The sequence below is a fragment of the Synechococcus sp. RSCCF101 genome (genome assembly GCF_008807075.1).
Lineage (GTDB): Bacteria > Cyanobacteriota > Cyanobacteriia > PCC-6307 > Cyanobiaceae > RSCCF101.
Genome location: NZ_CP035632.1, coordinates 785,525 through 798,982 on the forward strand (window position 1 = coordinate 785,525; position 13,458 = coordinate 798,982).

Annotated in this window: 15 protein-coding genes; 12 read left to right on the forward strand and 3 right to left on the reverse strand. The window is 66.5% G+C overall.

Annotated elements, in window-relative coordinates; all coding sequences use genetic code 11:
- Window positions 1–141: 141 nt before the first annotated feature.
- From EVJ50_RS03860 to EVJ50_RS03905, 11 genes are all read left to right on the forward strand, one after another.
- Entirely contained in the window at window positions 142–483 is a 342-nt protein-coding gene (locus EVJ50_RS03860; RefSeq protein ID WP_150882440.1) for a hypothetical protein, read from the forward strand.
- Between the two features lie 238 nt (window positions 484–721).
- Window positions 722–1,915 (forward strand): hypothetical protein, encoded by a 1,194-nt coding sequence (locus tag EVJ50_RS03865; protein WP_150882441.1) that lies wholly within the window; start codon window positions 722–724, stop codon window positions 1,913–1,915.
- Window positions 1,916–2,081: 166 nt separating this feature from the next.
- Complete coding sequence (locus EVJ50_RS03870) at window positions 2,082–2,519, forward strand: hypothetical protein (RefSeq protein WP_150882442.1); 438 nt, start codon at window positions 2,082–2,084, stop codon at window positions 2,517–2,519.
- 93 nt (window positions 2,520–2,612) lie between these two features.
- On the forward strand, window positions 2,613–2,762 hold the full coding sequence (locus EVJ50_RS14505) for a hypothetical protein (protein WP_191964857.1): 150 nt from the start codon (window positions 2,613–2,615) through the stop codon (window positions 2,760–2,762).
- Window positions 2,759–3,145 carry a hypothetical protein gene (locus EVJ50_RS03875; RefSeq protein ID WP_150882443.1) on the forward strand — a complete coding sequence of 129 codons (387 nt, stop codon included), beginning with the start codon at window positions 2,759–2,761 and terminating at the stop codon, window positions 3,143–3,145. Before EVJ50_RS14505 ends, EVJ50_RS03875 begins: the two co-directional genes overlap by 4 nt.
- 96 nt (window positions 3,146–3,241) lie before the next feature.
- Window positions 3,242–3,529: a hypothetical protein gene (locus tag EVJ50_RS03880; RefSeq protein ID WP_150882444.1), complete on the forward strand. Its 288-nt coding sequence runs from the start codon at window positions 3,242–3,244 to the stop codon at window positions 3,527–3,529.
- Window positions 3,530–3,763: 234 nt separating this feature from the next.
- On the forward strand, window positions 3,764–8,677 hold the full coding sequence (locus tag EVJ50_RS03885) for a DNA polymerase (protein ID WP_150882445.1): 4,914 nt from the start codon (window positions 3,764–3,766) through the stop codon (window positions 8,675–8,677).
- Entirely contained in the window at window positions 8,677–9,075 is a 399-nt protein-coding gene (locus tag EVJ50_RS03890) for a hypothetical protein (RefSeq protein ID WP_150882446.1), read from the forward strand. The genes EVJ50_RS03885 and EVJ50_RS03890 overlap by 1 nt, the downstream gene beginning before the upstream one ends.
- The gene (locus tag EVJ50_RS03895) at window positions 9,072–9,272 is read left to right on the forward strand and encodes a hypothetical protein (protein WP_150882447.1); all 201 of its coding nucleotides are present in this window, start codon (window positions 9,072–9,074) and stop codon (window positions 9,270–9,272) included. The genes EVJ50_RS03890 and EVJ50_RS03895 overlap by 4 nt, the downstream gene beginning before the upstream one ends.
- Before the next feature lie 127 nt (window positions 9,273–9,399).
- Entirely contained in the window at window positions 9,400–9,732 is a 333-nt protein-coding gene (locus tag EVJ50_RS03900; RefSeq protein WP_150882448.1) for a hypothetical protein, read from the forward strand.
- Window positions 9,733–9,758: 26 nt separating this feature from the next.
- Entirely contained in the window at window positions 9,759–10,184 is a 426-nt protein-coding gene (locus EVJ50_RS03905) for a hypothetical protein (RefSeq protein ID WP_150882449.1), read from the forward strand.
- 304 nt (window positions 10,185–10,488) lie between these two features.
- On the opposite strand, the gene EVJ50_RS03910 is transcribed toward EVJ50_RS03905, so the two are convergent.
- Both EVJ50_RS03910 and EVJ50_RS03915 read right to left on the reverse strand, forming a co-directional pair.
- Window positions 10,489–11,064 carry a hypothetical protein gene (locus tag EVJ50_RS03910; protein WP_150882450.1) on the reverse strand — a complete coding sequence of 192 codons (576 nt, stop codon included), beginning with the start codon at window positions 11,062–11,064 and terminating at the stop codon, window positions 10,489–10,491.
- Between the two features lie 233 nt (window positions 11,065–11,297).
- Entirely contained in the window at window positions 11,298–12,128 is an 831-nt protein-coding gene (locus tag EVJ50_RS03915; RefSeq protein ID WP_150882451.1) for a hypothetical protein, read from the reverse strand.
- A 324-nt stretch (window positions 12,129–12,452) separates the two neighbouring features.
- On the opposite strand from EVJ50_RS03915, the gene EVJ50_RS14865 reads away from it, so the two are divergent.
- On the forward strand, window positions 12,453–12,680 hold the full coding sequence (locus EVJ50_RS14865) for a hypothetical protein (RefSeq protein WP_225323070.1): 228 nt from the start codon (window positions 12,453–12,455) through the stop codon (window positions 12,678–12,680).
- A 16-nt stretch (window positions 12,681–12,696) separates the two neighbouring features.
- Here the strand turns inward: EVJ50_RS14865 and EVJ50_RS03925 are convergent, their stop codons facing one another.
- Window positions 12,697–12,963, reverse strand: coding sequence for a DUF3104 domain-containing protein (locus EVJ50_RS03925; protein ID WP_191964858.1), 267 nt, complete (start codon window positions 12,961–12,963; stop codon window positions 12,697–12,699).
- Window positions 12,964–13,458 lie beyond the last annotated feature (495 nt).

Consider the following 13,458-nt stretch of genomic DNA (forward strand, 5'->3'; position numbering starts at 1 on the left):
CGGAACAGGGCGGCCCGGCCGGAAAGCGCGGACTCGCTCAGGCTAGTACGTCTGAACCAGCGCGAAGATGCTGCCGCGCGGCGGGGCCGGGGCGAGCCTGTGCAGGCGTGAGCAGCATGGGGGCATGGCGCGGCGGGGCCGATGAAGCGAGGCTGGCTGCTGGCTCCGCTGCTGGCCGGAGCGCTGCTGGCCGGAGGCTGGTGGGCTCTGGCCTCGGTGCGGGGCAGACGGCCGCCGCCACCGCCGGAGGGGAGTCCGATCGTCTACCCGTGGGGGGCGATGAACCTGGACACGGACAACGACGAGCCGGAGTCCGACCTGGAGCGCAGCATCCGCGAATCGTTCCAGAGCGAAGCGAAGGGCCGCTTTGATCAGGACGGAGACGGCGACAACGATTACGCGGTGCTGGTGCTCTCGGGCGGCGGCTCGGCCGGCGCCTTCGGAGCAAACGCGGGCAGGTCTGAGATCACAGGCCCAGTTTGAGATCCCGGATCTGCCCTCGCTGGCCGCACACGGCCCGCATGGCGTACTGTGCACATAGCGCGCAGCCCATACCCGGCCTGCGCACCTCCCACACACCTCCCCGAGGTGTTGGGTGGGGCCCGGCGGTGCTGACAACACCCCGAGCCCATGACCAGTCACGACCAAACCGCGACCGATGACCTCATCATCCCCCGGCAGGCGCCGGGCAGCTCCCGCGTGGGAGAAAAGTCTCCGCTCCATGGTCCGAGCCGAGGTGGCCGACTGCTGGGGCGTTGCCCAGCTCCGGGGCCGCTGCCGGATCACGCTCACCTGGCCCGACGGATCCCGCTCCACCGTGATGGCCCCCATCGCCTGGAGCCCGGCCAATGCCTCCACGATCCTCCAGCTGGTGGGCCAGCTCCATGAAGGGATCCACCAGGGCCTCGATCTGAAGGACGCCCTGGCCCGGGCCGATCTGCCCGCCACCGGCGCCGCCACTCCCGTCCGACCCAGTGGCATCGACTGGGCGGCTCTGGTGGAGGGCTTCCACAGCCACAAGGTCGGCACCGGCCAGGTGGCCGAGAGAACCTGGGCCAACATCTACCGGGCCCCCATGGCGCTGCTGTGCCAGGCCGCTGCCGGCCGGCCGAAGCCCGCCACGGGGAAGGCTCTGTTGGAGCGCGTCGCCCGGCTCCACGGTGGGGCGCCTGGATCCAGAGGCCGGCAGCAGGCGATCCAGACCGCGGCCGCCCTGTTGCGCTGGGCAGTGGAGGAGGAAGGCCTCCCCGGGGTCTGGGCGCCGCCGGCCTCCCTGGCCAAGATCGTTGGCCAAAGCCAGACACCGCCGGCCCTGACCGTGCCCCTCGCCGACGGCGATCTGGTCTCCCTGGTTCGGGGCCTGAGCGACCCCAAGCTGCGCCTATGGCTGGGCCTCCAAGGTTGCTTCGGGCTCCGGCCTTGGGAGGTGTACTGCTGCCGGCCCACCAGCGACGGCCGGCTGGAGGTGCTGAAGGGCAAGCGGAACAGCCGCGGCTACACCCCCACCCGGCTCATCACCGGCCTGGATCCACACCTGGCCGAGGGCATGAGCGCCGATCTCCTGGCTCAGCTCCGTGAGCGCGGGGCCGAGGGTTTGCCCAGGGTCACCGACCCCAACAATCCTTCCCAGACCACCCGTCACCTGCTCAATCGTGAGCCGTTGTGGTGCGCCATCCGGGAGCGATACGTGGCTGAGGGCAATGCCCTGAAGCCATACGGAGCGCGCCACGGGTTCGCATTACGAGCCCACCAGCTGTATGAGTTATCGCCCAGGGTTGCGGCCTCGTTGATGGGCCACTCCCCAGCAACACACCTGAGCGTGTATGGCCGGTGGGTGGATGATTCCACTGTGGCTGACGCAATCGCCCGGGCCCGCAAAAGGCTTTCCAGCACGGAAGTACCGGACCTGGCATAAGCCTCCGGATCACGATTCCGCCCCTCCCGTGTTGACCGGCCCCGGGCAGTGTGCTTAAGCTGCGCTCAGCAGAAGGACTCCCGCCTCCTCGGTGGGTCAGGCTCTATAGCCCAGTAGCACTGCTGCCCCGCAACACGGGGAGAGGCTCAAACCCGCATCTACATCCATGCCTTGCACTGCCAAGGTCTGGGGGCTTGAGCTGCTACTGCAAAACGGCAAGCAGCGCCGAGTCCTCCAGACCCATTTGCCTCCGATCCTGCGGGATCCACGCTTCCGACCTGTGTTCGAGGAACATCGCGGCCGAGAAGCGCGTCTTAGAGACCTCCAACGCCGCGGCGAGATTCTCTCTGCGATCGAGGGCGAGCCACTGCCCGAGTTGCACTTCGAGGAGTTGCTCTCTGCGGCCTCCAGCCTGTTCTGCCTGCAAACGCTGGTCGAGGGGCACCGCTCCCCGCACCCCTCCCTGGGTCCCCTGTCCAAGGCCCTGTTGGGCGATCCCGACCCCGAGGTGGAGCACCAGATAGCCGAGCTGGAGCAGGAGCTTGTCGAGGAGAGGGCGCGCCGGCTTGCCGGGGCGTTCGATGGCGTTCTGGTCGGAGCTTGAGCTATGGCCAGAACACGAACCCCAGAGCCCCGCTGGCTTCCAACCGGCCGGGCTGCGGAGGCCCTAGGCGTTGCCCGCTCCTCGCTGAGGGCGATGGCCCAGCGCGGGATCCTCAGTGAGGGCAAGCACTACCGCCGGGGATGGGCCCCGAAAGCCTCCTGGTCCTGGGAGGTGGAAGCAATCCACAGGACGCTCCTGGCCCGCTCGGCCCCCGATCGGGCTCTCCGGGAGGTGGCGTCATGAGCCGCCCCATCGGATTCGGCCCCGCTCCCAAGCGGCGCCATAAGCCGCTCGCCCTCACCGCGGCCACCGCTGCGGCGATCGCCGTCGGGCTCGGGGTGGCCCTGCTCCGCCTGCTCGACGCCCTGCTGCTGCCCCCGACCCTGGCCCTCCCCGGCCCTCGCCTTTTGCTGGCTGCGGCCCCTGAGCCCATGCCGGTGGAACTGACCCCAGCGCCGTGGTCGGACCCCGCTCTGGCGGCCCGCACGGTCCACCAGCTGCGCTCCCTGGCTCGCTCCCGAGGCATCCGCCGGATCGGCAGCCAGCCGGTCTCCCATGCCCGCCGAGCCCAGCTGGTCTCCGCCCTGGAGGCGGCCCACTGGCGCGAGGAGCCGACCGATGGCTGAGCCCCGCCGCTCAGCCCTTGCCGCCTTCCCCTCTGTCCTTCCTGCTCCGCGCCCCTGTTGGCGCGGGGTGGACCCGTTCACCTGCTTTTCGGACCGATGACCACCACCACCACCCTCGCCGCCCTGATCGGCCCCGCCTTGGCCGACCGGCTGGCCGACCGCGACCTGGAGCCCTACGCCCGAGCGGTGACCGCGGCCCTGCTGCTGGTCCTTACCCAGGAGGAGGGCGAGGAGCCGGGGGACCTCAACCTCTGGCCCCTCCGCGCGGACATTCGCCCCAAGGACGCCCTCGACGAGCTGAGGGAGGGACCCGAGGGCTTGCTGCTGGACCTGATGGACCGCCCGGCGCCCCTGCTTGTGGCTGAGCCCTGGCGCCTGATCTGACCCCAGACACACGAAAGGCCCGGCGTGAACCGGGCCCCTCGCTGAGTGCCCCCGGAGGGGCTCCCGCATCTGCCTCAGACCATGCCATCCCAATCCCACATTCCGGCCTCTGCACACGGATCTGCACAGGCAGGCGGCCCCTCCGCCATCGGGGTCCAGCCCGGGCCTGCCTTCTCGAACGGGGCGGCTCCGCCTGGGGAGCAAACGCGCAACGGCCACGGGCCCCCGCCCGACGTGGACACCAGCGGTTGGCTCACCCCCGAGGACCGCGCCTATCTGCTGGAGGCCGGGATTGACCCGTGGGTGACTGAGGGGCAGGTGTGGTCCATCCAAGGGCCTGGGGACCTCCCTGCCACCCTCGGGCGATACGTGCACCAGCTGCCGGCCCTGGGGTTTGTCTGGAAGACCTTTGGCGGCCGGGCGTTCGCCCAGCTGCGCTCGACAAAGCTCCTCAAGGATGAGGCCCACCCGGAGAAGGGTCGGGGCGGTTACCGCTTCCCGTTCCAGATCCAGATGGGGCTGGGGATCCTCCCGAGCCAGCGCCCCCTGGTGGCGGATCCCGCCAAGCTGCTGGTCATCATCGAGGGCACAAAGCAGAGCCTGGCGGGGGCCTCTGCCCTGGCCCGCAGCCCCCTGGCCGGCGAAGCCGTCGCCGTGCGCCTGGCCGGCTGCTGGGGCTGGAAGATCGGCAAAGCCAAGGGCGGCGGCGAGATCGACTGCCTGGATCAGATCCCCTTTGAGGGCCGCCAAGTGGTGGTCATCCCCGATGGCGACGTGGCCCACAAGGCCGGAGTCCACAAGGGAATCTCCGGGCTCCAGGCGGCCCTGCGGAAGCGCGGCGCCGCCCGGGTGGCCGTGGTCTCCATCCCGGCCGAGGAGGGCGAGAACACCGGGCTGGATGACCACCTGGCCGCCCTGGCCCCCAGCGAGCGCGGCGCGGAGATCGTGCGCCTGATCGAGGCGGCCCGGGAGGAGGTGCCCGGGGCCGAGGAGCTGGACCCCGACAGTCTCCCGGCCAAGCAGCGCCTGGACCTTGTCCACGACGAGGCGGCCGAGCTGCAGGCCGACCGCTCCGTGGTTTCCACCGACCGGATCCCGCTGCTTCGGGCCCGCTCTCAGGAGCTGCATCTCCGCCTCACCGATGGGGAGCTGCAGCGGGCGATCTGGGCCGCTCGCCGCGCCGCCCGCGGGGCCTTTGACGCCATGGCCCCCGGGGAGGTGGTGGCCGGCCAGGACGCCGAGTGGGGCTGGGAGGGGCTGCTCCTCCGTGGCTGCCTCAACCTGCTTCTCGGCCTGCCCAAGTCGGGCAAGACCTCACTGGTGATGGATCTGCTCGCCCGCTGGCACCGGGGCGAGACCGAGTTCCTGGGCCTGCCCCTGATCGGCCCCTGCCCGCCGGTGCTGGTGGTGGGCGTGGACATGCCAGAGGCCGACTGGCGGCGCCTCCTGCGGCAGGTGGATCTGATCGGCCCCGACAACGTTCTTCGGGAGCCGATCGTGGGTCTGTTCCACAAGGGCCGACCGCTGACCCTGGACCCCGAGGGCGTGGAGCGGATCGCCAGCTATGCCGAGCAGCACCCCGGCCTCTGGATCATCGGGGACTCCTATGCCGAGCTGACCCGGGGCCTCGGGGTCGAAGAGAAGGACGCCGACTTTGCCGAGCCCGCCTCCGACCTCCTCGAGGAGGTGCTCCCTCTTGGCGCCACCCTGGTGCTGCTGCATCACATGGGCAAGGCTTTGTCCGGGGGCGCCGCCTCCGAGGCCAGCCGAGGGACCACCGCCCTGCCGGCCCTGGCCTCCCAGCTCCTCAAGATCACGGGCGTGGCCAAGGGGGACAACTGGGCCGACGACCGTCGCCGGATCCTCTCCTCAGACGGCCGTGGCGGGGAGCCGGTCCAGCTGGTGATGGAGCGCCGGGACGGGGTGTGGGTCTCCCATGGGTCCGCCGAGGGGGTGCAGCGAGAGCAGCGACTCAAGGATCAGGAGGGCAAGCTCAACGACCGCCAGCAGGACGCCCTGTCGGTGGTCCGCCAGCGGTGGGAGCACCACGGCCAGAGGACAGCGGCCAAGCAGGCTGCCGAGGCGCTGGGGCTTCCTGGGGCCAACGCCCTCCGGTCCATCCGGCGGAACCTGGAGCAGCTGGAGCGGAAGGGCTTCCTGGAGAGCCGGGTGGTCCCGACTGACGACTCCCAGGAGCGTGAGTTCTGGCCGGTTGGCGCCACCCCACAGGGCTCCTCTGGCGAGCCTGCTGCGCCCGCAGAGGAGCCCTCCCAGCCCGAGGAGAGCGAGGGGCCTGCCCCTGACCCGGCACCCCCCACCGACCGCCAGGTCCTCCTGCTGGGCGCGGTGCGCCGGAGGTGGGAGGACCACGGGCAGAGGACCACCGCCAAGCAAGCCGTGGCGGATCTGGGGCTCACGAACAAGGCCGCCCGCAACGTCCTCTGGCGGAACCTCCAGCAGCTCTCGCGGCGGGGGCTCCTGGAGAGCCAGGTGGTGGCCACGAGCAAGACAAAGGAGGAGGAGTTCTGGCCGTCCAACGCCACCCCAGCGACCCCCTCCGAGGAACCCGAGCCCACCCCCTCGGAGCCCGAACAGGGCCCCAAAACCGCAGAGGCCGGGGTATTACTCCCAAACCCTGTCCTTCCTGTCCCCCCGGGTGCAACTTCCGGAGAGGACACCCCCCAGGCCGGGGTGTCCCCCACCCCTGCAACAAGTGTCCTCTCCTCACCGTGGGAACAGGGAGGGGACACTAAGGACAGGTTTTATGTATTTCCCCGCGCGCGAGGCGAGGGGGTTGGGGGAGAGGACACCCCCGCACCCCCGAGGACACACGTTGCAGGGGAGAGGACACCCCAGACAGCTCCCGCCACCACCGGATGGAACCCGCCGCCCAGCGCGCTTGAGCCCCGCCCCCAAGCCACCCACGACCGCCTCCTCTCCCTGGTCCGCCAGCGGTGGCAAGCCGGCCAGCTGACCTCCCCCGCGGACGCAACCGAGGCCGGCCTCCCCGACCCCCTCCCCGCGCTGGAGCGCCTGACCAGCTGGGGCCATCTGGAGGAGGCCGAGCCCCAGCGGTTCCGCCCGAGCGCCACCACCGACAGCCCGTCGCCTCCCAAGCCCCGCCGCTCCGCAGAGCCCAAGGCCGACGACCCGGGTTACCTCGACTTCCACACGGCCCCGGACATCGAGGCGCCCACCCCGGCCCCTTACGAGGGGCCTCTTCCCGAGGGCGTGGTCTACGTGTCCACCGCGGAGGCTCTCCCCGACCCCGACCTCCTGCCCCGAATCCTCGCTTTCGATCTGGAGAGCTTCTCCGCCCGCACCGACCTGTGGCGCCACGTTGGAGCGTTGTTCCCGTTCCTCGGCGGCCGGATCCGCACCGCCCAGCTGGCCCTGCCCGGCCGCGAGACCTACGTGGTGGATGTGGCCGTGATCGGCGCCCCTGCCATCGAGTGGCTCCGCGCCCTGGCCAGGAACCCCCACCGGACCCTGATCGGTCACAACCTCCTCTTCGACGCCACCCACCTGATCGCTGCCGGCATCCGCCCGCTCTGCAAGTGGTGGGACACGATGCTGGCCTCCCAGCTGATCGGTGACCTTCCCAGCCACTCCCTGGAGGCGGTGGCGTCCAACTACCTGGAGCGCCCCCTGGACAAGACCGAGCAGGCGAGCCAGTGGGGCGGCGCCCTAACCCCCGAGCAGGTGGCCTACGCCGCACGGGACGCCCAGATCCTGCGCCCCCTCTTCCATGCCCTGTGCGGCGCCCTGGACCGCACCGGGCAGCGGGAGGCCCACCGCCTGGAGTGCGGCATGGTCAGCGCCTGCGCGGACGGCCAGGAGGCGGGCCTGGCGATCGACACCGAGGCCCTGGCCCAGGTGGAGGCCGCGGCCCTCACTTCCCACACCGCCAAGGCGGCCGAGCTGCACGCCCTGCTCGGGATCTCCAACTACCGCTCGGCCCCCCAGCTCCACCCGGCTCTGGAGGCGGCCTGCGGCGCCCCGCTGGTGGAGTGGAAGGTGGACAAGGCCAGCGGCGAGCGGGTGGACAAGCCCTCCACCAGCAGCGACACCCTGCGCCCCTTTGCCGCCCTCCCGGCCGTGGCCCTCCTCCTGGAGCTGCGCGACCTGGACCAGACCCTCAAGGAGACCGCCTGGCTCCGGCGGGACGCGGCGCACTGCGGGGGCCGCACCCGCCCCAGCTACCGGATCCTCGGCGCCACGACCGGCAGGACCACCACCTCGGCCCAGCTGGGATCCAGCAGCAAGCTCCGTTCGGTCCCCAGTGACAACCAACGTTTCGGCCCCACCGCCCAGAAAGCGGGCCAGCCCAAGCCGGTCAAGCTCCCCCAGCTCGGCTTCAACTTCCAGGGACTCACGGGCCGCAGCAAGGCGGCCCTGGTGGCCGACCCGGGCCACGAGCTAATCGACCTGGACTGGTCCTCCATCGAGGTGCGGCTCCAGGCGAGCCAGCGCCTGTATCGGGACTCGGGCCAGCGGCGGATCCTGTTTGAGGGCCTCGACCCCCATTGCGTGATCGCCAGCCAAGTGTGCGGCAGGGAGATCACCAAGGCCGACCCGGAACGCGCGTCCATCGGAAAAGTCAGCAACTTCAGCCTCAGTTACGGGTGCGGGGTCCGGAGCCTCCGGGCCCAGCTGGCCGCGGCCCAAGGGCGAAAGGTGAACGCCCGGGAGGCCCAACGGGTTTATGCCGCCTGGCACAACTTCCACCCCGAGATCAGCGCCCGGATGGACCGCTATGGCTCCTCGAATGTGTTCGAGGAGCGATCGGTCTCCGGCCGTCGGGTCCGGCTCCAATCCCGCGCCGTTGACCCGGCCACCGGGAAGCTGCGGACCTTCCCCCTATCCCGCCCCAACGGGATCAACTTCCCGATCCAGGCCAGCGGTAAGGACTTGCTGGCCGATGCCGTAGGCGAGCTGTGGCAACGGCTCGACGCCTTCCCCGGGGTGAGGGTTGTCGGCCTGATCCACGATGAGATTCTCCTCCACTGCCCCGAACATTGCTCCGAGGATGTGAAGCGGCTCGCTTTGGAGGTGATGACCAGCGCCCGACTGAAGATCAAGTATCTAGGCGACATTCCCCTGGAGGCAGATGCCTCCATCGGCCCCTCCTGGGGGGAGGTGCACTGATGACCACCACCCCCAAGCTCGTGGTCCAGACCCCGGCCATGCGGCAGCACCTGGAGGAGATCCGCGCCCTGCAGGACGAGCTGGCCGGCCTCAAGGCCGAGAAGGCTGCCCTGCCCGCTGGCGCCTATGGCCGCGGCCAGGCCACCCTGCTGACCGATCGGATCCGCAGCATCGGCGCTCGGATCCAGGAGCACTGTCAGGCCCTCGCTGTGCTGAAGCGACAGGGCCAAGCCGAGGCTCCCCCGACGCCCCTTGATGCTGTGGAGCCGCTGGAGAGCTACGTGGTGCGCCAGGCCAAGCAGCAGCTCGATCCGGTGACGTTCCAGCGATTGATCGCCGTTGCCACTAGGCAGCGTGAGCAGGCCCTGGAGCGGGCCGCACGGAGGGCCCGGCCATGAGCGTGGACGACTGCCTGGCGAATGTGCTGCCCGCCGCCGCCGAAGCGTCGATCGCGCTGGCCCGTGCGGGGGATCCTGACGGCCCGCGGGCGATGGCCGCCGTCCTGGTGGGGGTCTGGCTTGATCTCCGGCTGCTGGTGTTCCACGCCGACGCAGAGAACTGGCAGGCTCCGGGCGAAGAGGAGCTGGTGGACTGACCCCCCCTGCTTTTGCTTCCGGAGCAAGGGCTGGAGAGGGCAAGATCCCAGCCCTGGTGCACCCTTACTACCCGGATCCGGGCCGAGAATGTGCAGAACCGTGTGCAATCGGGGCAGAATCGGGGTCATGAGCCGACGCACCAGCGCCAAGCATCTTCGCTCCCGCCTGGATCGTGTGGCGCGGCAGCTTGCCACCGGCACCCCTCCGCGGGATGTGATCGATGGGGCGTGCGAGACATGGGGCCTGAACCGTGATGACGCTCGGGCGCTGGTGAGCCGGGGCCACGCCGAGCTGGCCGCCGACATGGGGACAACAGAGCGCCCCGAGTACCTGGCCTCCAGGCTGGCGGTCCTCGATCGGGTGATCGCCGGCTCACTGCTGACGAAGAACTGGGGTCAGGCCACCGCTGCCGTGAAGGCTCAGTTGGATGCCACAGGTCTCGGCAAGGGTGTCGTCTGATGAGCCGTGACAGAGCAGGACGATCAGTGGCGGAAGGCCCCCAGGGTCTGACAGCCAAGCAACGTAAGGCCATCGTGCTGCTGGCCCAGGGCCACACGATCCGGGGAACTGGGCGTGAGATCAACTCAGGGCCCGACACGATCCGCCATTGGCGGGACAACGTGCCCGAGTTCTCCCTGGCACTGGAGCGGGCCCTCCGGCGAATGGAGCGCGAGGCCGAGGACTCCATGCGAACCAACCTGAGCAAGGCCATGGAGACCCTGGTGGCCCTGCTCGACTCCGATCAGGACGGGGTGCGCCTCGGGGCCGCTACCAGAATCTTCGCCCTCCACACCGCCTACAAGGAGCAGCGGCTCCAGGCTGAGGAGCTGGTGGAGCTGAAGGCCACCCTTGGGCTGCTCCAGGCCCAGGTGGAGGAGCAGGCCGGCCACTGTGCCGAGGTGCCCACATGAGCACCTCGGCCGATCTTTTTCGAAGGGAGCGGATTGGAAGGAAGGAGCAGTTCGAGTAGGTGACTGCCTGCTTGTTTGTAGTTCAGCTCAACTCGACCGCAACCGTTAGGAAGAGTCTAGTCAGGAGAAGCTCGAGAGAGTTCGCTGCCGATCTCCGTGTGGGAGCCTTATGGACTGAACTGCAATGGGTTTCAGGGTTACCTCCTTAAGCGGGACAGAGCAGCTGGGCTCGCGATCACTTCAGGGACGCCCACAATCGCGATAACTGCACAGATTTCTCGATAGCTCATAGTCATTAAGCATACTAATTATCTCTTCTCTTGCGGAAAACCACATTGACCTTCCATCTGCGTTCAGCGTCACTTCGTATGAATCGCCAATTGGCTCGCAAGAAGCTGCTATTTCCAGTCGCTCGGAGATTAAATCTTTCGCCGCTATCAATATCTTTGTAGCAGATTCTGCGATCATCATCATGCAGTTCTCCTGCAGAATTCCCTCTATCATCTTCAAACCAGATGGGATTGATCCATACATCCCAGTCGCTATGGCGTGAGCGGTTTGCTGCTGTATGGCTATATGTCCAAGTACCATCATGGCGCAATATCAGCACTATATCCGTATACCTCATCGGGCTATGGTCAAAGACGTCGCGACCGACGATCCTTGGTCCGCTTGTGGCCGAAAGCTCGGCCTTGTTATCAACACGAAAGTTCAGACCTTCTAGCTCGGCAGAATCTAGATCAGCTACTTGCAATATAGAGCTTTCTTGGAAGTTGCTAGGATCTTCCAATACATAGACTGCGGAGTTATCTGCATGGATCAAGGGATCAGCGCTGTATTTCGGACTTGCAGCGCCCTGAGTCTGTAAATTCTCTTGCATTGATGACAGGTTAAACACTGAAGAATGGGTTCACAATAGCCTTGCTCTACCAATTGATGACAAGTATTTATTGCAGTTCTTCACTTCATGGTGTTGAGGCTCGCATGCTTCGCGTTGGCGCAGACCTGAACTAGCGAGGTCTCCGGACCCAGTCAATACAGGCAGTGAGCACTTGATGCTGCGTTGACCATCCAGCCACGCCTTTCTATCAATCGAGAAACATGTGATAAGTACTACCTACTCGGGACCATAGGGACCAAAGAGCAGGCAGCATAGAGCACTCTGATCGCTCCCTCAGTGCAGTCAAGCATCAGCTTGAGAGTTCTATCGATAGACAATGTAGGATCGACCTCTGAAAGAACAGAATCGATTGGGAGGTTCAACTTCTCTTCCAGAATGCCCGAAGCAGGGAGCTTCATCGCCCTTCGTTGTGACCTATTCAATTGGGGTATTCTCCACACAACATCACGAGATGATCCCCCAAAGCCACAGTTTGCCAGCCCAGATGGAAAGTCTGGCACGAGACGTTGCATGCTTGAGCTGTTAATCACTGTATAGTTTCCAACCGGGATAAGCAGCTTGTGCTTATCCTTGATATCCAGATCGTGAATAGAGCACAGATGGATGCTCCCCCCCTCTCTATAGGGCTTCAGAGTCGTCAGGGCGTTTGCAAAGGCCTGCGAGACTCGAGCAGGCAGGCCAGGCAGATAGCTTTTTAAAGCTTGCTCAGAAGAAAAGATTGGAAACTGTATGCGTTTTCTCTCCTTATCAGACCTGGCATGGGCTTGAGTGCACTTCCAGTATGCGTGATCAAGCGCGGCTCTAAGGTTGTGAACAACATCTCCAGCAATGACCGCGATCTGCTCGATCGCTAGCTCATCTCTCTTGGCGAACGTAGATCTCTCGTGACGTGCGTAGTCTGTTCTTAGCCAATAGCTGAAAGGCTGATGTGTCTTGAATGCTGCACGAAGCTCAGCGAGATGAGTTTCGGCCCTCTTGACTTTGAGAAATGCACTGTCCATTGAATGCATAAACAGATGCTTGGGAAGTGTATCAATCCTCATCGACCAGTCAGGCCCTAGGAAGGGTCTGAACCACTGGCTGGCGGCACCCTGCGCGACTACTGGCACTGGGTTGGCAGCGACCTACTCAGCAACACACAGAGGGGGCTCCTGGCTGAGTACCTGGTCGCGAAGGCTCTGGGAGCTGCGGACGGCGTTCGAGAGGAGTGGGCGGCCGTCGATGTGGTCTGCCCTGACGGGACCACAGTGGAAGTCAAATCCAGCGCTTATGTGCAGGGTTGGCACCAGAAGAAACTCAGCCGCCCATCGTTCCGAATCGCCCCGACCTGTGGCTGGGACAAGACAACCGGCACATACGAGGTCACCGTGAAGCGCCAAGCAGATGTCTACGTCTTCGCCCTGCTCGCCCATCGGGACCGTGCCACGGTGAACCCGCGAGATCTGAGCCATTGGCAGTTCTATGTGGCTCGAGCTAGTGCTCTGCCAAAGCAGGACACGATCGGGCTGCGGCCGCTTCAGGCCATATCTGGAGAGCCTGTGGCCTACGAGGGTCTGGCCGAGGCTGTGGGTAATGCAGCCCTGGAGCAGGGCTGATTGAGTCTCCCTCTGCTTACTGCTGCTGCCCGACGGCCTGCACCACCGCCACCACCGCATCGGCGGAGAGAGTCTTCACGAGGCCGGTGTCCACGTCTGCGATCTGGAAGTAGGAGTGCTCCGGCCCTCGGGCGCCGCCTTCGGCGTGGATCACCAGCCCCACCCAGGTCGAGGCTGTCTCTCCGGGCAGAACGGGATCCTCCACCAGCACCGTGTCGCCCACCTGCACCCGAAGGAAGGCGGTCGGATCAGCCTGTCTGAGCGCATCGGTGGGAGACGGCACCAGCGGGTCACGTGTAGTTGCATCCTGCCGCGAGAGCGCAGGGCGCTCGGCACCCAAGACAACCAGCAGCCGGTATCACTACTAGTGCCCGGGAATCCGGGTCACACGGCACTGGGTTGGGTCACTTGTTGGGTGGCCCGACCTTTCTGTCGCCTGGCACAGGGCCGCGCAGCCGGTGGTGTGGCGTCGCTGTCAGCAGTGGTGATGGCTCGTACGCAGCAGATACCTACCCCTGAGCGTGGGAGGCAGCACTGAGCGCTGCAGCAGCCCCGATGGACTCAGCGGGCTCGGTGTGCGAGCGGACTGCCGAAGAACAGCAGAACGTCAGCTACGGTCCGACCTGGCGTGGCACAGAGGCAGAATTCATCACGCTTGAGGACATGTGTTAAGGCAGGATTGGCATATCGGATCTTCCGTTCCACCTCCACCAAGACGCAGTCAGCCGCTTCAATCCTCATCGATTTAGCCTGCTCAGGTTCCATGTCCTGATTCCGA